Source organism: Enterococcus sp. 5H, from assembly GCF_028128615.1.
GTDB lineage: Bacteria > Bacillota > Bacilli > Lactobacillales > Enterococcaceae > Enterococcus_L.
The window spans coordinates 30737-48423 of sequence record NZ_AMDP01000061.1; the positions used below are offsets into that span (position 1 = coordinate 30737).

Sequence of the window (17687 nt, forward strand, 5' to 3'; positions counted from 1 at the left end):
TCTCTCTTTAATTAGTAGTTTGTGTTGCTGGGATATCTGCAGTAAATGCACTGGTAAATTGTTCTGTTAAATCTGGATCAGCATTATTGCCTGGTTTCAATGGATTGGGAATCTGTTCAAATCCTTCTGGACCTTTTGGTGTTGGTTCTGCTGGGTCAGTTACTTCAAAAAAAGTAGGATGATTTGTTTGTAAATCTTTGATCTTGTTTTCTAAGTCTTTGATTACTCCCTTATCGTCCACTTCGACCTCACCTAGCTTATACGCCAAATAGTCAAGGTCATTTGCCCCGGCATCACGTAACGCGTTGTGAATAGCATTTGTTTTTGTTGTAGCTGCTAATTCATCTGTTAATGCTTGATTACTTTCTTGTAGCTCTTTAATTTTTTGGTTCAACGCATCTGAGTTACCTTCCTGTTTGCCCAACTCAGCTAACTTTGTGTTATTGTCTGCAATTTGCGCTTGAAGAGCTGTTTCAGATTCTTTCAATGCTTCAATTGCTTTATTGTGAGTGGTTACTGTTTTACCATACTCACCCATAACATATTTTGCTTGTTCTTCGGTTAAACCCTGTGCTAATAAATCTTCTTTTTTCATTGATAAAATCCTCCTAAGTGTTTTTTGAGTGGCAACTCCCACTGTGAGCCGACTTTTAGAGACATTCGAGCAGGTCTAGGGTAAAACAAAAAGCCTAGTCGTCACTAGACTTTAATTATTCGTATTTTTTTCGTAATTCTGTCATCCGTTCTAAAATATTTCGCTCATTTGCTTGTTTGATAACTATATTTGTTTCTTTACTTTGCTTTTTTATCATCTTGCGTAGTCGGTTATCAGAATAATAGATAGTTACTTTTTCTGAACAGTAGTCACATTCATAGTAATGATGAGTTACTCCTTTATCTATTTGTTCGCTTTTTTCACTCAAAAATACATATTTTCCACAGTTCGGACATGTCCAAGCTCTTTCGTTCATGCTACTGACCTCCCTTTTTCCCACTCTTTATAATTCCTGTATTTAACTACTTTCTTAGTTTCGTTATCACGTCTCAACTCAGGTTTAACACCTTTCACTCGTGAATACGTACGACAGCGACAATTGATATCTTCTTTCGCAACTCCGAACATGTGAGGCTGTAAAGCTGCGTGTCCACTCGGTGACTTGAACTTTTCGTTTGGCTTCACCGCTTGGCCATCCAGCGCTCTGTGGGTATCACGAGTAGCTAATGACAATGTAGAAGACCAGACTTTCTCAAACTCAACCCCTTGGTTATCCGCTTCTGTCTGTGACTTCTGGCGTGTAACTGCTTGAACTCGTCCAGCTTCAGTTCTCATAATCGTCATAGCTCGCTTATATGAAGAATCGGCTACGTCAGATAAAGCCTGTGCCATTTCTGCGTATGATTTCCCTTGAGCCAGTCCTATTTGTAATTGGCTTAATAAGTTGGCTTTAAGAGTTGATATGACACCATCATTCAAACGTGCTGACAGTTTAATACCTTTAATCGGTGTATCAATAATCGTTTGGATTAAATCCCTATTGAGTAAATTAAATTCGATAGAGAAGCCATGAGTTTGTTCAAAATCATAAAACAACTCATTGTAAGCCACGTGACCGGACGACTGCAGATATTTGTAAACGTGTTGCTGTTGAACGTCAGATAAGAAATCTAATTCATTCTCTATTTGGACCATTAGCGATGTTAACCGGGCAACTTCTAACTTCTGCGCATAACTTAAACTGCTATGCTGCATCATGTAATACTCAACTTTATTCTTAATCTCTTTTAGCGATTTTCCATAAGCCTTTTTTAATTCATCAGATGCAGAAGCATATTGTTTCTTAAGCAAAGCCTCTAATTCTTTTTGGTATTTATTCATCAATCATCACTATCATTTCCATAAAACTTCTTAATAGTGATAGGCTCCCAAGTGCTTAAGATTAAGATGATAAAAACTGTTAACACCGGATGCTGGCTCATAAAATCAAATATCGTCATCGTCTAGATCTCCTATCTCGTAGTCTTGTGTTAGCAATGCTTGTTGTACTTCGTCAAAATCCAAGTCTAGCGTTTCGCATAACATTTTAAGCACGGATTCGTCATTCAACTTATGAGCAACTGTCAGTAAGTATGCTATCTTGACTTGCTTCGTGTCTTCTTTGATTTTTTCGATTTCAGCAACTTCTTTTTCGTTGAATGTTGTGTCTCTGGTAATGATAATGTCAATGCTGTTAGCATCGTACGCTTTACCAGTCCGACTGTTTATGTCATCCACGATTAGTCTTAAAACCTCTCTTAAAAGCTTACGCAGTCTCGATTCGATTTTATTACACTTAAGATCAAGCAAGGAATACCGAGACTTAATCACTACATTGGTGATATTGCCATCGCCTACCTGTGTAGAATCAAACGCCATTCCGAATTTGTAGATGTTTTCTTTATCAATCCGTAATTTTGTATCACGAGCTGCAACTGGTATATCCACAGTTTTTACGTCAATGCCACCCTTTTCCCCATCTACACCAATAGTTTTTCTGGTTCTTAAATTGGTGACTAGTTTGTCTAGGTCGTCTCCTGGATAACCTCTGACCGCATAAATTGGATGGTCAAAATCAACTAGATTATTGGACAAGGCACAAGCCATGATGTCGTAATCATCCACTAAATCCTTAATAGGCTCTAAGTCGGTTTTCTTATTTCCGTTGTTTTCTAGTTTCAAAAACGGTAGACGGTCAAAGCCTTTGCCGTATAGTCTGCCTTGTTCGTCTCTAACTAACCAGTGAGGCTGCGGGTTTACAATGATCGTTTCATCAAGTTTGAATTCCTTGTTCGCTCCATCTTGAACAAAAAAGACAGTGTCATTCTTCCGCCAAACTTCCGCTTTAGTGATTGTCACAACCTTACCGTCTTTTTCTATCTTGTCCTTGTAGTATCGGACGTAATTAGAAAGTAATCCTTTGTCGTCGTAAATCTCAATAACCTTTTCAGCTTCAGCAATCGCAAAACTTAAGCGGCCATCTTGATTGACATAATAATATAGAAATTCATGACGTTTGATTGAAGCCCCTTCTACTAAACTCTCAAGAATTAGTTGAAAGTTTTCATCTGTGTAATACTTCAATTCTTCTTTGAGGTTTTCATCATCCGTTTTATACTCAATCGGATTCGAAAGAAGGTACTGAACTTTTTGATCGACTTGTTCAGCAAAAAACGGATGGGCAATTCTTATATTGCTACGATTCTTTTCTTCGTGCATCACGCCCTCATTGTCGTAGTAGAAAAGCCTTAGTTTTAAAATGTCGTGCTGATAACCATAATAAGCAACTCCTTCGCGCATCTTCTCTTTCAGTTCGCTTTGCTGATCTTGTTGAATATCACGCTTGATCTGTTCAGCCATTTTTTTATAATCATCTGTTTCATAAATGTTTGGCATTTGAGCGCCTCCTTTCTATACAAGCCATTTTCCTTTTCTGTTAAGATGTTCAACTGCATATCGTATCGCATCGATCAGATGATTATACGAATCAACAGGAGTATTTGTGTATTCTCCCGTTTTCTTGTCTTTTTTATAAGTGTAATTCTCTAGTTCTTCGATCAATTTCACACATCGATCATCTACAATAAAATCAAACTGCAACAAGAATTGTATTCCATGTCTTATGCTGTCGGGCCCTTTTACAGCAGCTCTAATTCTAGGCACATCCAGTTTCTTTATTTCTGCAATCGATTTTTGTTCTGCAGAATCAGCGGTGATAATTTCTTTTTGCCAGCCTAATTCATGAATTTTATCCGCTACTGCATCATTCAATAAGCCTTTTCGTGTGTATTCTTCTACGAAATAGAGCTTTTTATTCTTGATGTCTGCTTTTACCCGAATAAACGCTGATGGATCGTTAACATACCCAAAGTCAAGCCCGTACAAGTCTTCGAGATTCTTTAAATCAGGACTATTCGGATCAAGTCGGCGTCTTGTCCACATCGTAGTAGGAAATACTAGTTTATCCAGTGTCGCAAATTCACCCAATGCATAGATGCGATAATATGCCGGATTACGTCGCTCTAGGTCTTGGATAGTTTGGCGTGTGTCCTCATCTAAAAATTTATTATTTTGATAAGTACTGTGATGAATAGCCGTTCGTTCTGGATTGTACTCTGCTTCTTTTCCAAAGAAATACTTATAGACCCAGTTCAATTTAGACACTGGGTTAAACATCAGATATATTTGTTTTTTGGGATGCTTACGTTCTCTGAGACGGAGTGTTAACTGGGTATAATCATCTAGGTCGAACTCTGTCGCTTCTTCCATAACTACATCTGAAACACCTTTGATTGATTTGATTTTCTCTCGATCATCCAACCCTTTAAAGATAAATTCAGCTCCATTTGGTAGAGTTATTCGGAAGTCGGTATTGTTGACCTTACACCTACCTAACAGTTTCCAATCAGCTAAACATGCTAACACATCAGCGAAAATTGATTCTTTTATGCTACTGCCGACTTTTCTTGTCCACAACACTTTTCTGGGATGCTTCCACGGCAAGCACGCTTTGAACACGACTTTTTGAACTACTCCATGAGATTTTCCACTCGATGCGCCGCCCCAGTATACCTCGGTAAATTTATCAAAATCTTGCAAATTATCATATACAGGCTTATTGAACGTTCGTGACGGATAATCAAACCGTAAAACAATATTACGTTTCTTCGTCTTCATCCCATTCACCAACTTTTATAACAATATCGCCTGTGTTTAGGTCAACTTTATCAGTGAACAGCGCATGACGTTTACCTAATAGTTCAGCAGCTTTTATTCGATCTTTGGCTCCGACTTCAATATCTGTAATACCTTGAGCGCCTTCCCCTAAGCCTATTGTTGTTTGTTCAGTCTGTTCGCCTCTCATGACTGTAGTGAGATACTCTAAGACTTCCTGAGCGTCGGCAGTCCGTTCATTATGCATTTTGTCGAGTTGTTCATCTATATAAGTTTTTAGGTCAGGTTTAGTCAAGTTCTCCTGTCCAATTTGTTTAGCCGTTTTTTTGCTGTAGCCTGCTTTAATCGCTGCTTGCTTCGCATTTCCAAGCTGGATATAAAAATCACAGAACCTCTTCTGTTTCTCCGTCATTGTCATGTTATTCACCTTCTTTCTAAAAACAACCGCCACGAATGACGGTTTATGTAATATAAAAAGCCACCGCATAAGCGATGACTAAAAATGTAGCTCAGCCGTTGATTCGAACAACATCTTCAGATTATCCATCTGATGCACTACCATTGTGCTAGCACCTTACCATTTTTAAGCAACCTACACGAGTCAGAATTGAACTGACAGCCCGCCCTCTATAGGTTCTACCACGAGCCTCACCACGATTCAGAGATTTGAACTCTACGACATATCAGGTATTCATGCCTACCAGTGCAGGTTGCATAAGCTTTCTAAGCCTTGTTAATAAACAAGCCATAGTGATATGCGCTTATCTCATATCAGATAATGTGGGCGCATACGTCCCAATGTTTACTGGGTCAGATACTAAAAAGCCATGCCTGGTCTATTTAGTCCTCCCAATGTCACTGGCAAGGATTCGAACCTCGCAAGACACAGAGATGATCTGCTGAACCGCCTCATCAGCAGTGACAAAATATAAATCACCCACAGGCTGTAAACTAGGTATTACCTGTGGGTAAAGAGTAAGCAAGTCATCCGACAGTCATTAATAAAAGGAGTAAATGTATGAAAAAGGAGTTTTTGTTTTGGATGACCTACTTATTTCACGCTATCATAATAACACATAAGTTGTGCATCGCGGGGGCTACAATTGTGCAACTACTCCGTTTTAAAAAGAATTACGTCTACCCCAAAAAGTAATATAGCTAATTCCGTACAAGCGACTTTCATACGTTTCGTTAAAACACTTCTTTCGATTCTTTGCTCTAATGATATTGTCATATCATCCGTTTTGGCGCCTTTTGTAAAATATTTACGCTTGATTAAATTGAACTTTGCTTCATCTTCTTTTTTTAATTCCAGCAACGCTTTATCCACATGTACCATTAATTTAGCTGTTTTAGCTTTGTTTTCAAGAAGACTGTTCAAATCAAAACGCCAATCACTCCACAAAGTCCCTAATTCTTCTGTTAATTGTTCGTCTACGATTTCGCAATGCTTTTTCAATTTGTTGTAATTTTTCAAAAGTACCTTTGTATTGTGATAAGCATTATCTCTTATTTTCTTTTTTTCTGCTAAATCTAACTTATGAACTTCTTTAGCAATTTTCCTAATAGATTTTTCACCAAGTTCCACAATCTGAATTTGTTCTTCCATCATTTTACCTCCTTCCAGTCTTCTACAAGATCTATCGTTTTAACTTCTAGTACTTGCGCAATCTGCTGTAATTTTTTTACCGTGATATTGCCACCTCCCAAAATCCTATTGATCTCGGAACCTGACGTTCCTAAATATTTACCGAATTGATCTTTAGTCATTTTGCTAGGATCCCAATACCGTTTAATATTTTCTACGATTACATCGTTTATGGGTCTTTCTTCACTCTCATGCACTGCTGTACCTCCTCTATTCGTGCTTTGACTGCCTCAAGTAAGGCATCTTGATTAACTTCTTTTTGTTGTAACGCACCGATAACTTGTTCATCCAGTGTGTCTTTTGCCACAATATGGTGGACAATGACGGATTCCGTTTGACCTTGTCTGTCTAGCCTTGCGTTTGCTTGTTGGTAGTATTCCAAAGACCATGTAAGTCCGAACCAGACAATGATATGACCACCTTTTTGAAGATTTAAGCCGTGTCCTGCAGATTGTGGGTGGGCTAACAATAAGTCGATTTTCCCATCATTCCATTGATCGATGTGATCACTTTTTATGTCTAAAGCTGTGGCTTGCTTAAATCGTTTCAAGATTCTGGCTAAATCATGTTTGTACGAATAAAACACTAGAATGGGCTGTCCTTGTGCTTCTTCAATAATTCGTTCTAGGGCATCCAGTTTCGCTTCATGGATAATTTGCGGTTGATCCTCCTCGTCGTATATGCACCCATTGGCCATCTGAAGCAACTTGTTAGACAAAACCGCTGCATTAGCTGCAACAACATCTGAATTAGTTAGCTCTAAAACATAATCACGCTCAAGAGTTTTATATTTTGTCCGTTCTGCTGGCGTTAGATTGACAGTGACATAGTTGTTGATTCGTTCTGGTAAATCTAGATGATCTTTTGCTTTCATACTCACACAAATGTCTCCAATCTTCTGGTATATCTCTTCTTCGGCTCCTGGTAAAAGTTCCCATGAATAGACAATATGCCCATTTTGTTGTGCTGGTCGAAAATACTTGTTGCGATATTGGGTTATTGTTTTTCCTAATCGTTCACCTCGATCCAATAAATAGATTTGTGGCCAAAGATCAATTAATGTGTTTGGTGCTGGTGTTCCCGTTAAACCGATGACACGTTCCATCAAAGGTCGAACTTTTCGAAGGGCTTTGAATCGTTTAGACTTTGGATCTTTAAAACTAGATAGTTCATCAATGATGACGGTTTTAAATGGCCATCGTTTTTTGTAGTGCTCAACTAGCCACACGACGTTTTCACGGTTGATAAGGTAAATATCTGCTTTTGTGTTTAAAGCTTCTATGCGTTGCTCTTGGGTACCTAAAACTTTAGAATAGGTCAGATGTTGGAGATGGTCCCATTTTTTGATTTCGGCGTCCCAAGTATTCTGTGCCACACTTAAAGGGGCAATCACAAGAACTTTATCAACGATTGAAAACGTATGGATCAATTCTTCAACAGCTGATAAGCTGCTTAAAGTCTTTCCAAGTCCCATATCTAACAACACCCCAGCATACGGGTGATCAAGTATGAACCCTTTTGTATAATTCTGATAAGGGTGAAAAATACACTTCAATCAAACTCACCCTCTTTCTGTAAATCTTTTATAATTGTGTCTACTTCTTTTTTGCTAAACGCCGTAAATACTGTCTGGTTTAACTTTCGAAACGTTTTATGCATTTTTATCTGTGATGGACTAAGTACGCCATTATGTTTTTTTGTTTCAACATAAACAGTTCTTCCACTAGGAAGTAATATCGTTTGATCTGGCACCCCTTTTTCAGTCGAAGTGAATTTCAAACTTTTCCCGCCATTTTTTTTAATTTGTTTTTTTAAGTACTGTTCTACATCTTTTTCTAATTCCAACTTTTCACCTCATTTTTAATGGTGTACTACGTGTCTACCAAAATTCCCTCACACGTATATATGACGTGTACAGGCGGTCACGCCCTCGGGCGCTCTCCCTATATACTATATTTCACTAATATTAAATATTTAGGTAGACATGTAGTACACGCACCACCTCAGGCTTACAGGGTGTCTACTTTTCTAATTTTTGGTAGACAGCAGGTAGACACGTAGTACACGGAGGCTTTTTTCGTGTCTACCAAATTCTTCCCCGTCTACCCCCTGTCTACCAAAAGTAGACGCCTAAACCTCTCTAATATAGGCCGATTGTCTTCCATAATCTTTCCCAAATCTCAGCTGACCTTTTGATTTTTTGTATTTTTTCCAGCCTGACATATTCGCCAAAATGGATCTAATTTCTGCCGCTTTCGCTGGATGGATACTCTTCGGGTCTCCGCCTAAAAGTTCATACCACACCTCTATGACACTTATTTTGTCCCTACGTACCTCACCTAGTTCACTGAAACCCTCCCCAAAGTCGCTTATATACTGCTTACGATCATTGCGACCTAAGTCATACCAATCTTCAGTTATTGGGATACCCAAGTATTCATTGATCATTCCTTCAAGACTGCTGACCTCTGTGTGTAACTCCTGTTGTTCAACAGCTAGTTTTTCTTCTTCTTCAGTTAAATAGATTCTTTCTCCGCCCTCATATACAGCCTTAGCTTCCGCCCAAATCTGATTGATGGTCTCTTGGGTCATTTCCCACACTTTATGCTTAATCTCGTTAATACCGACATCTACAGGCCAAAAACGACGGTTCCCTGTTTTATCTCTCAAAAACTCACTGTCGTTACTTGTCCCCCAGAAAACACATTGCCGCTTGAAGTAACTCTTGTGCCGACCATAGGCAACCCGAAAAATATCTTCTTGTTTTGAAATGAAATGTTTTGTAGCTTCGAGGTCTGCTTTTTTAGTCGCGGTCATCTCACCCATTTCCATGATCCAGACACCTTGCAAGGCTTCATAAGAATCTTTACCGCTGACACCTTCTAACGAGTTGGAGAACCACTCCCCAGCCAATTTAGTGGGTAATAAGGTTTTACCAATCCCCTGTGGTCCAGTGGTCACAATCATATAATCAAATTTGATACCTGGACGATAAATCCTGGCCACGGCTGCAGCTAAAAATTTTCGGGTCACCATTTTGACATAAGTTGTATTAGCAGCCCCTAAGTGATCAATCAATAAATTGTCCAAACGTTCAACGCCGTCCCATTCTAATGAATCTAAATATTCACGAACCGGATGCACAGAATTTTTTTCAACCTCTTGCATGAAGGCATCTTCCGTTTTCCCTTTGTGTGCAATGGTGTAAGTCTTTTCAAGATAGACCCTTAAACCTGCATCGTCCGTATCTTTCCAGAAACGTTCTTCCCCTACTTTGCGCCACGGAAGATCACTCTGAACAACAATACGATTGGCAAATTTATCCATTATTATCTTCTTTCGCAAATTAGGATCATGTCCTAAGATTAATTCTAGATTACCAGCAGAGGTTTCAATCGCTCCCCGATCATCTACTTCAAGACGAGCCGTCCACTCTTTGTCTTCTTCTTCCCATACATCAAACTCGGTGCTTGCTTTGGCGACTGCCTCAGTAGCAATCAATCCTCGAACGATTGGATCTTCTTTGGCGAACTCGGTCATCATTTTGAACGATGGGTATTTATTGATAGGCGTATGATCTTTCACATTTTCATCTTGATCACCGAATTTGTGAACACGAACCAAGTCAAATGCATTGGATAATTTGTCCCCTACTGGATCTGTTCCGTGGTGAGAATAAGCAAACTTATCACCATATAGAACTAATCCGCCGCTGGTACTACCTTCTAAATAAGTGTAACGATCATCTTTGCTTGAGGGTGCATAAACATCTGGCAGAAACTTTTCAATTGCTGAATGGATATTGTAGGTGCGACAGAAGGCCCCGATGACACCGCCTTTTCCTGTTGGATCCCCTTGTTTCTTTGCTTGACGTTCACGGATTGAATGACCTCTGGAAGATTCAGGCCAATAACTCGAATCTGTCCAATCAGGGTAAAGCGCTAGATATTCGTCAGGATCTGCCCAAGCGCCGTCTTGATACTCGAAAATGTATTCGGCGTCAAATGAGTGCGATGGCCAAAACATCAAGCGTTCTGGTTGATACGTCGTATCATCAAAGTTATCCATCCCGAATTGGTCCGCTAGCTTACGAGCTAACGGTTGATACTCTTCGGCGGTCACTGGACGGCTTAATGGAATGATCAAACGGAGACGTGGTTTATCTGGTGCGTGACTGTGCGTGCTGTAAACGGCTGCCGCTCCATCAAATAACAACTGCACGTCCTCCCATAAATCACCTCTTGGACTATCCGCATCAAGGGTGACAATGGAACGAGATCGGACACTGTCCGCTCTTCGGCGTCCTTTGTCTAAGAATCCCCCAACATAACCACCCACGTCTTTGATTGTGTCACGTTGAGACTTAGACATCTTTTGATAGTCTTGAGCTGTCTCTTGTGTAACTGTTGGTGTATTTAACCGATCCAAGAATTCTGCCCAAGACATCGTTTTGTTTTTCCATTTTTTTTCGGTCTTGGACTGACCTAGGGATAGGTTAATATCCTTATTTATTTTTGGTTGAATACGTGCTTTTTCCTGTTCCATATCCCTGTTGTTCCTTTCTTTACAGCTTTAAAATAGAAACTTCAATAGGTGTTGCTGGTAACATCGGTTCTTCCACGGGTTCGATTTCAGAAGTATCAATGCCTATATCATTTAAATAAATCAAAATCTTTTTCACACTGGTAATTGCGTTAACATTGCTTATGAGTTTTTGCCATTCTTCCCTAACTGTATCTAGATCTGCTTCTTGGTCATCTATAAGCTTTTTATAATCATCAGAAATTATATTGATATACTCAATATCACAATTTCCTATGCTTCCTTTACCAACTAACTGTCTAAGTTTATCTCCAACAAGTGTGTAGTAGCAGGTGTTAACAATTTCGTTTTCGATTAATCCATCATATATCGCATCCCACTCTTTTTTGAACTCTTGAATAATAGGTTCGTACTTATCATAAAGCGCAGTAAAACCTTGACTTTCTGCAAAAGCAACCCTAAAAGCATTTTCTTCCTTAGCCTGTTTTTCCCTAAGTTCTGATAACTGATTCCCTCTTTTACCTTGCAACCAACTTCTGATTCCTACTTTTGTTAATTTTTTTGTCATTTTCGTTTATCCTCCCATCCATCCTGTACCATTTTTGGTTTATATTCTTTATCTGACCATCCATGACCATCACATAATTCGCATTGAGTTCTTTCATACCTAATCGTATCTGGTACCCAACCCGAATCAGGCAACCCGCTTGGATAAGGAACAACTATCTTTTTCTGATAGAATCCAGTACCTTGACACTGAGGACATTGAAATGGTCGCTCAAAATCTTCAAATATTTCTTTAAGAGTTGCATTAGCTGAATATTCTCTGATCATCATTTTTACTTCATATGCTTTCATACCACTACCTTACCTCCTAATCTTTCTTATAATAATCTGTCTCATAGCCTTCAGCGCCAAGAGGCAACCCTTCTGCCCATTCAGGCACAACAGACATAATTTCGTTCATTTTTTCTATCGTAAGTTCATTTTTTGGCACTTCTGCGACTGCCTCATCATGCACATGGAAAACGATGTTATAGCCTGCTTGATCAAGTCGTTGCATTGCTTCTGCTAAAATGTCACGAGCTGTTGCTTGCACAATGTTCTCCACCAATTTTCCACCGTAGGTGTCTAATGTTGAGAAGCCTACTTTATCGCCTTGCCCTTCATAGACAATTTTAGGACCGTAATCCCCTTCTTCTAATCTTGCACGGGCATAAGATAAACGACGACCACTTGGCAATTGAATAAAAAGGAAGCCTTTTTTATGGAAAAAGCGAAGCCCTTTAGACATACGGATCACGCCCTTATTTTCAATCGCTGAGATTGCAGCACGTTGAACGTCATACCAAAAACTAACTATCTTCTTATTAGCTTTACGCCACCCATCAACCAAAGGCTTTAGCTCATCTTCTTGCAAGCCCATATCTATGGCACCCATTGCAATCAACGCACCGACAGAGCCTTGATATCCTAACGCAAGCGTTGATACCTTCCCTTTTTGTCTGAGTTCACCATCTACTTGATCCAGAGGAACATTAAACATCTGAGATGCTGTAGCCTCGTAAATTTTCCCATGATCGCGGAAAACGTCTAGTACCCATTTTTCACCAGCAAACCAAGCCAACACACGAGCTTCAATGGAATTGAAATCACTGACATGAAAAGTATGACCATCTTTAGCAACTAACCCTGTGCGGATCAACTGTTTTAAAACATCTGGCACATTTCCGAAAATAAGATCCAGACCTTCAATGTCTTGCTGTTTAACCATGTCTCGTGCAATATCTAGCTCATTCATTTTATTTCGTGGTAGGTTTTGAACTTGAAGCAAACGACCAGCCCAACGCCCTGTACGACTTGCTCCGTAAAACTGCACCAAGCCATGAAGACGACCATCTTTGCAACGAACATTTTCCATCATCAAGTATTTTTTCGTGGAAGAATTTGACAACTTCAAACGAAGTTTTAAAGCTTCAGCTACATCACCAATCACCACACCTTGTTGAATATAGGCTTTTACAATATCTTTTCCAAGTGTGGGGAAATCATGTCCTTTTGAAAGCAGCCACTCTTTCAGTTGCTTGGGGCTATTTGGATTGTCTAATCCTGTGATAGCTTTCAATTTCTCCATATTTTCGGCTGAGATAGTGTCCATGATAGAGATGGCACCTTCAGCAAGTTCAGCGTCCACCATCACACCGTAGTCGTTTATTTTCTGATCCAAACAATAATGTTCCCATTCCGATTCTTTAACTGGAAAAACACTTAAACGGTTGGCAATCGCCTTTTCGACGACCACGTCTTGAATACAATAAGATTTGAATAGCTCCCATTTTTCTGGATCGTGTTCTGGAAGATTCCTTGTCCGCATACCGTTAGCCTTAGTGGGCTTGCATGGTTTAGAGAAATAATTGATCAGCTGAGTTCCAGCAGTGTCTTTTTGTTCTTCAATTCGTAAGAATAACGCGCATTGTTTCAATGATCTTGGCAACCCCAACTCACTAGCGTGCACTGCGGTGCAGTGCCATTGTGCTGGATCTGATTCGCCAAAGAAGTGTTTATCTAAACAAACTCGTTCAAACTGAGCATTAAAAGCAATTTTTAAAACATTGGGATCATAGATTGCCTCATGAAGTTCATTCGGAATCTGTTCTTCACTTAGGTCGATAATTTGTTCTTCTTGACCGTCGATTGAGTAAGCCATCATAAGAATTTCAAAATTAGGCGAATCCACATATCTATAAACCCCAGTTTTCAACAGATCAATATCACTATAGGTTTCAATGTCTATATTTAACGTTTTGATGTAAATCACCAACTTTCTTGATATAATACAATTAATTAAAAATTGGAGGTAACATATTTTGAGCAACGATTTTACAACACACTATTACGACGTCGATGATAACGCTGTCGTCAATGAAGATAATTACATTGATACTCCTAGAATCTGCATGCACTGTAGAAATACAGGTGAGCAGATAGCAATCAGCGCTGTAACATTCGTGAGCGATGATGACTTTGCAGACGGGGTCGCTTTTACAACATGTCAATTATGCAATGCAACAAGTATGCACTATTTAGATATACCAGACGGTCCTGTAGGTTTCTACAAAGTAGTAAAATCATTTCCCGCTAATGCAGATCCGAGCTTAGAGTTTTCAAAAGTCGTTTCTGATAAGTTTCCGAAATTTGTCAAAATCTACAATCAGTCCAAAACCGCAGAAGATACTGAGCTTGATCACTTAGCAGGGATGGGCTATAGAAAATCTTTGGAATTCCTAGTTACAGACTATTTAATTCAATACCCAGTAGAAGGCGTTAAGAAAGATTGGATCACTAATCCTAAAACATCTCTATCACAAAAAATAGACAAGCTAAAAAATCCTAGAATTAGAGACTTGGCAAAAGCTATTTCATATCTAGGTAATGATGAAACACACTATTCTAGACAGCATCCTGAGTATGATATAGAAGCTATTAAAATGTTCATTAGAGCCCTTGTTAGCGACGTTGAAAATGACTTAATTTATCAAGAAGCAACTAAATTTTTAAACAAACCTAAAACAAACTAATCAGTTCTTTTTTTTAACGCATGCAGGAGAAGTCTATTTGTTTCAAGTGCTTTTTCTATTGTTTCAAAATTCAAATCTAGCAAAGCTTCTAAAAAAGCTATTCTCTCTTTTAATTTTTTTTCTTCGGTCATAAATATTCACCACTTTCCATGAAAATTAAGGGGCTATAAAGCCCCTATTTTTTATAGTAAATCGTCGTCCTCTTCATCATCTTCCCATTCATCGAAGTCTGCATCAGCAGAAGCGCGACCACCAAGATAGTCCCCTTTAGCAACAATCTGAACATTATTTAATCCAGCTGATACACCTTTGTTTCCTGCTGTTTTATAGGCGAAACAGTTTAATGAAACACGGGCATAAACGCCGCTGTATACTTCATCAGTGCTATCAACTTCGTTTTTGTATTTATCGACGATACCGGGTTTCGTTTTGCAAGAAACACTCATAAACATATGGCCTGCATACTCTGGATGTTCTTCTGTGTCCATTTCCTCGTCACCATCACGAAGCGTATGTTTTACGTTTTCAAATTTAACACCTTTGAGCTTGTCATTTTTTGCCATTTCCCATGCTGCCTTTTGAGCTTTACGGATTTTATTGATTGTCACCTTATCTTCTTTAGGGATCAAAATTACTGTTGAATATTTAGCTTCTTGTCCTTCAAACGCTTTTGGTTCTAAAAGTGATACATAAGATAAACGTACCTTTCCTGTAATTACCTTAGTTGTATTATTGTCTGTTGTTGTCATATTATTTTCCTCTTTTCTGATATTTGTTTTTTCAATAAATTCTGGCTCATAGAACCCTTGATCATCCGCCCATGTCATATATTCAACTCCTAACCTAACAGGTCATATTCATCTAAATCTTCTTCGCCTACCTCTTCAGGATCACCAGTTTCAAGAAGATTTTTGATATCGCTAATAATGGTCATTTTCATTTGATCAACCGAGCTTAGAAAGTTACTAATTTCAAATGTTTCAGTTTCATCCAAAAGATAATTGTTACGGACTAAGCTCACTAAAGCCTGATCAATTGTGCCGTAGAATCCTTTGAAACTGTAGTCATTTTTCCTATCAGCTACTTCTAGTGAAACATTAAGTTGGTTATAACGAAGCACCCGATAGCCAGTACCTTGAAATATGACAGGTTTTTCTTCTTTAACCATTTACATCACCTACCCTAATAAATCTATTTCTTCTTCATATTCATCGAAGTCAGCCGCTGCGCTCGCAGCACTTCCTATTTCTTCACGTTTATCAGATTCAACAACTAGAACTGGTTTTCCAGTCGGTTTCGTGATGTACTCTTTTACAAGTTCACTGAAATTTTTCTTTCCGACTTTCTTTTCTAATTCTCCCATCGCTAGAAGTTCCTCTGGTTTATAGAGGTCATCATATCCAGCAGATCTAAGAATCTCAGCTACTTTTTCAGGATCAGTGATTTTTCGATTGCTTCGACCTTCAACTAGTTTGAAACCGGGAATTTTAGCCCCATGATCTCGAACTTGTTCCAGTGCATAATACTCAACTTGTTCAATCCACTTTTTGATCTCATTCGCTCGATCAAGAATTTCAGCTATTTCCTCTGGCTCCAATAACGGGGCTTCTTTATAGTCGTAGCGATCGATTAACTCAAGATTTTTTTCAGCACGAGGGCGAAGCTGACCAGCAACTTTGGACCACTTAACAACATCATCCGTGATTGTCCATTCGCCTATCCCTTCCCACGCTTGAGCGGCACGAGGTGCTACATAATTGTCAGCCCAATAGAGCAGCTCTTCTACTGGAATCTCAAACGATGAAATACTATCCAATCTCGGCTGAATGATTGTCATTTTTATGGTGTCAAAATCATAAAGCATGTCATAGGCCACGTAAGAGCCTAAAGCGTATAGCATGATCTGTGGGTTCTGGTAAGCATCTACTGGGACACCTTTGCCATATTTGAGATCAATAATTTCGATGATTCCATCTGACAGAATCACCACATCGGACGTACCAAACCCTTCTGGCACCCAACGACTAAAATCGACTTTCTTTTCTAGATCAATATCAGCAGAAGGATAACTGTTGTATGCTTCAAGCACTCTGTCAACATATTCGTCTGTGTATTCGTCCATTTCTTTACTGTAAAATTCATTCTCTTTTTTGAATTTATTGAATCTTGTATTAAATGTTCGCTTGTTGATTTTTTCAGTTTGGTACATCAACTTTAATTCGGATAGATCATGCGCAGCCGTTCCTTCTTCAGCGAAGACTGATCCACGATCTTCTATTTCTGATTCGAGGCGCGCAATTGGCGGACAAACGAGCCACCGATGACTACCCGAAGCCCCTAAGAGGGCATGAGCTCCTACTGGCATCTAGTTCACCTCATCATTTAAATCTTTAATTTCAACCCTTGCCGATGCAAAGTTAATGCACATAGTTGTTAATTTACAAATCGAAATTCCTGTTTCTTCCGAAAGCTTTTCAAGCTTAGAATAAGGCTCCGCTTCAATACGAGCAGAAACGATGCTTTGTTTTGTTGTGTCTTGAACTCTAAATAACGTTAATTTTTCAGCCATGCTAGTTCACCAACTCTTCTAGTTCAAGTTTTAGCGCTGGATAATCAGCTTCGGCTACTGCTGGGAATTTTTCAGCATTATAGTTCCCGAATAACTCTTTAATTTCTTTAGAAAGTTTCTTGTCCATTCCTTTTCGGATCAAAACGATCATTTCATCTTTTGTAGGGATTTCTGCTGTTTCATCTGAAGTATCAATTTTGCTTTCAGCTTCTGGCACTTCTTTGGCTTCCGCTTTCTTCCCTTTGATCTCGTCATATTCAGCTTTTGTCAGCTCGACTGCATCACCGTAATGAATTGCTTCAACTGGTAGACCTTCACCTTTTTTAATCACAAAAGTCTTGTTATTTGGCTTATTCATGAAATAACGAGTTTTAGTTGCTTTCTCTTGCTTAATTTCAGGCTCTTGTTTATCTAGACTAGATTGCTCTGCTTGATCCCCAGTTTTCGATAGTTCGGTGTCTGAGGTCGAGTCCGTATAAGTCTTTTCTTTCCGGGACTTTTTTTCATACGGTTGACGACCATCAACCTTCAGAGAGTTTTCGATAATTCCTGTCGACCCTTTTGCCAAAATAGATAATGCCTCCTGATACTCTGATTCTGTTGTTGCTTCGATTGAAATATTGATTCTCATACGATTATTTC

The 17687-nt window shown here is 39.0% G+C and carries 21 protein-coding genes; 1 reads left to right on the top strand and 20 read right to left on the bottom strand.

Annotation, left to right across the window (positions count from 1 at the left end):
* Window positions 1-7: 7 nt before the first annotated feature.
* From C240_RS14720 to C240_RS14785, 14 genes are all read right to left on the bottom strand, one after another.
* A complete protein-coding gene (locus tag C240_RS14720; protein WP_271497341.1) occupies window positions 8-595 on the bottom strand; it encodes a phage scaffolding protein in 588 nt (195 codons plus the stop codon).
* 115 nt (window positions 596-710) lie between these two features.
* Window positions 711-971, bottom strand: coding sequence for a hypothetical protein (locus C240_RS14725; protein WP_271497343.1), 261 nt, complete (start codon window positions 969-971; stop codon window positions 711-713).
* Complete coding sequence (locus tag C240_RS14730; RefSeq protein WP_271497345.1) at window positions 968-1876, bottom strand: phage minor head protein; 909 nt, start codon at window positions 1874-1876, stop codon at window positions 968-970. The genes C240_RS14725 and C240_RS14730 overlap by 4 nt, the downstream gene beginning before the upstream one ends.
* A 105-nt stretch (window positions 1877-1981) precedes the next feature.
* Window positions 1982-3430, bottom strand: coding sequence for a phage portal protein (locus C240_RS14735; protein WP_271497347.1), 1449 nt, complete (start codon window positions 3428-3430; stop codon window positions 1982-1984).
* A gap of 15 nt (window positions 3431-3445) precedes the next feature.
* Complete coding sequence (locus C240_RS14740; protein ID WP_271497349.1) at window positions 3446-4711, bottom strand: PBSX family phage terminase large subunit; 1266 nt, start codon at window positions 4709-4711, stop codon at window positions 3446-3448.
* Window positions 4692-5126 (bottom strand): terminase small subunit, encoded by a 435-nt coding sequence (locus C240_RS14745; RefSeq protein ID WP_271497351.1) that lies wholly within the window; start codon window positions 5124-5126, stop codon window positions 4692-4694. The genes C240_RS14740 and C240_RS14745 overlap by 20 nt, the downstream gene beginning before the upstream one ends.
* Before the next feature lie 693 nt (window positions 5127-5819).
* A complete protein-coding gene (locus tag C240_RS14750) occupies window positions 5820-6317 on the bottom strand; it encodes a hypothetical protein (protein ID WP_271497353.1) in 498 nt (165 codons plus the stop codon).
* Complete coding sequence (locus tag C240_RS14755) at window positions 6317-6553, bottom strand: helix-turn-helix domain-containing protein (RefSeq protein ID WP_271497355.1); 237 nt, start codon at window positions 6551-6553, stop codon at window positions 6317-6319. Before C240_RS14755 ends, C240_RS14750 begins: the two co-directional genes overlap by 1 nt.
* Window positions 6526-7830 (bottom strand): DEAD/DEAH box helicase, encoded by a 1305-nt coding sequence (locus tag C240_RS14760; RefSeq protein ID WP_333908830.1) that lies wholly within the window; start codon window positions 7828-7830, stop codon window positions 6526-6528. The genes C240_RS14755 and C240_RS14760 overlap by 28 nt, the downstream gene beginning before the upstream one ends.
* Before the next feature lie 77 nt (window positions 7831-7907).
* Entirely contained in the window at window positions 7908-8201 is a 294-nt protein-coding gene (locus C240_RS14765; RefSeq protein ID WP_271497359.1) for a VRR-NUC domain-containing protein, read from the bottom strand.
* A gap of 285 nt (window positions 8202-8486) precedes the next feature.
* Entirely contained in the window at window positions 8487-10901 is a 2415-nt protein-coding gene (locus C240_RS14770; RefSeq protein WP_271497361.1) for a virulence-associated E family protein, read from the bottom strand.
* 19 nt (window positions 10902-10920) lie between these two features.
* Complete coding sequence (locus C240_RS14775; protein ID WP_271497363.1) at window positions 10921-11466, bottom strand: hypothetical protein; 546 nt, start codon at window positions 11464-11466, stop codon at window positions 10921-10923.
* Window positions 11463-11756, bottom strand: a complete 294-nt coding sequence (locus tag C240_RS14780) for a hypothetical protein (RefSeq protein ID WP_271497365.1) — start codon at window positions 11754-11756, stop codon at window positions 11463-11465. Before C240_RS14780 ends, C240_RS14775 begins: the two co-directional genes overlap by 4 nt.
* A 16-nt stretch (window positions 11757-11772) precedes the next feature.
* Window positions 11773-13707, bottom strand: a complete 1935-nt coding sequence (locus tag C240_RS14785) for a DNA polymerase (RefSeq protein WP_271497658.1) — start codon at window positions 13705-13707, stop codon at window positions 11773-11775.
* Between the two features lie 58 nt (window positions 13708-13765).
* On the opposite strand from C240_RS14785, the gene C240_RS14790 reads away from it, so the two are divergent.
* Complete coding sequence (locus C240_RS14790; RefSeq protein WP_271497367.1) at window positions 13766-14476, top strand: DUF4145 domain-containing protein; 711 nt, start codon at window positions 13766-13768, stop codon at window positions 14474-14476.
* On the opposite strand, the gene C240_RS14795 is transcribed toward C240_RS14790, so the two are convergent.
* The 6 genes from C240_RS14795 to C240_RS14820 form a co-directional block, all read right to left on the bottom strand.
* Window positions 14473-14607 carry a hypothetical protein gene (locus tag C240_RS14795; RefSeq protein ID WP_271497369.1) on the bottom strand — a complete coding sequence of 45 codons (135 nt, stop codon included), beginning with the start codon at window positions 14605-14607 and terminating at the stop codon, window positions 14473-14475. The genes C240_RS14790 and C240_RS14795 overlap by 4 nt on opposite strands.
* 51 nt (window positions 14608-14658) lie before the next feature.
* Complete coding sequence (locus tag C240_RS14800) at window positions 14659-15225, bottom strand: DUF2815 family protein (RefSeq protein WP_271497661.1); 567 nt, start codon at window positions 15223-15225, stop codon at window positions 14659-14661.
* 89 nt (window positions 15226-15314) lie between these two features.
* Entirely contained in the window at window positions 15315-15644 is a 330-nt protein-coding gene (locus tag C240_RS14805; protein WP_271497371.1) for a hypothetical protein, read from the bottom strand.
* Window positions 15645-15653: 9 nt separating this feature from the next.
* Window positions 15654-16841, bottom strand: a complete 1188-nt coding sequence (locus C240_RS14810) for a DUF2800 domain-containing protein (protein ID WP_271497372.1) — start codon at window positions 16839-16841, stop codon at window positions 15654-15656.
* Window positions 16842-17045, bottom strand: a complete 204-nt coding sequence (locus C240_RS14815) for a hypothetical protein (protein ID WP_271497374.1) — start codon at window positions 17043-17045, stop codon at window positions 16842-16844.
* 1 nt (window position 17046) lies between these two features.
* Window positions 17047-17676 (bottom strand): hypothetical protein, encoded by a 630-nt coding sequence (locus C240_RS14820; RefSeq protein ID WP_271497376.1) that lies wholly within the window; start codon window positions 17674-17676, stop codon window positions 17047-17049.
* Window positions 17677-17687 lie beyond the last annotated feature (11 nt).

Excerpts from the sequence above, each read along its gene's own strand:
- C240_RS14720 (WP_271497341.1), bottom strand. The coding sequence starts at position 595 with ATGAAAAAAGAAGATTTATTAGCACAGGGTTTAACCGAAGAACAAGCA.
- C240_RS14725 (WP_271497343.1), bottom strand. The coding sequence starts at position 971 with ATGAACGAAAGAGCTTGGACATGTCCGAACTGTGGAAAATATGTATTT.
- C240_RS14730 (WP_271497345.1), bottom strand. The coding sequence starts at position 1,876 with ATGAATAAATACCAAAAAGAATTAGAGGCTTTGCTTAAGAAACAATAT.
- C240_RS14735 (WP_271497347.1), bottom strand. The coding sequence starts at position 3,430 with ATGCCAAACATTTATGAAACAGATGATTATAAAAAAATGGCTGAACAG.
- C240_RS14740 (WP_271497349.1), bottom strand. The coding sequence starts at position 4,711 with ATGAAGACGAAGAAACGTAATATTGTTTTACGGTTTGATTATCCGTCA.
- C240_RS14745 (WP_271497351.1), bottom strand. The coding sequence starts at position 5,126 with ATGACAATGACGGAGAAACAGAAGAGGTTCTGTGATTTTTATATCCAG.
- C240_RS14750 (WP_271497353.1), bottom strand. The coding sequence starts at position 6,317 with ATGGAAGAACAAATTCAGATTGTGGAACTTGGTGAAAAATCTATTAGG.
- C240_RS14760 (WP_333908830.1), bottom strand. The coding sequence starts at position 7,830 with ATGGGACTTGGAAAGACTTTAAGCAGCTTATCAGCTGTTGAAGAATTG.
- C240_RS14770 (WP_271497361.1), bottom strand. The coding sequence starts at position 10,901 with ATGGAACAGGAAAAAGCACGTATTCAACCAAAAATAAATAAGGATATT.
- C240_RS14775 (WP_271497363.1), bottom strand. The coding sequence starts at position 11,466 with ATGACAAAAAAATTAACAAAAGTAGGAATCAGAAGTTGGTTGCAAGGT.
- C240_RS14780 (WP_271497365.1), bottom strand. The coding sequence starts at position 11,756 with ATGAAAGCATATGAAGTAAAAATGATGATCAGAGAATATTCAGCTAAT.
- C240_RS14795 (WP_271497369.1), bottom strand. The coding sequence starts at position 14,607 with ATGACCGAAGAAAAAAAATTAAAAGAGAGAATAGCTTTTTTAGAAGCT.
- C240_RS14800 (WP_271497661.1), bottom strand. The coding sequence starts at position 15,225 with ATGACAACAACAGACAATAATACAACTAAGGTAATTACAGGAAAGGTA.
- C240_RS14805 (WP_271497371.1), bottom strand. The coding sequence starts at position 15,644 with ATGGTTAAAGAAGAAAAACCTGTCATATTTCAAGGTACTGGCTATCGG.
- C240_RS14810 (WP_271497372.1), bottom strand. The coding sequence starts at position 16,841 with ATGCCAGTAGGAGCTCATGCCCTCTTAGGGGCTTCGGGTAGTCATCGG.
- C240_RS14815 (WP_271497374.1), bottom strand. The coding sequence starts at position 17,045 with ATGGCTGAAAAATTAACGTTATTTAGAGTTCAAGACACAACAAAACAA.
- C240_RS14820 (WP_271497376.1), bottom strand. The coding sequence starts at position 17,676 with ATGAGAATCAATATTTCAATCGAAGCAACAACAGAATCAGAGTATCAG.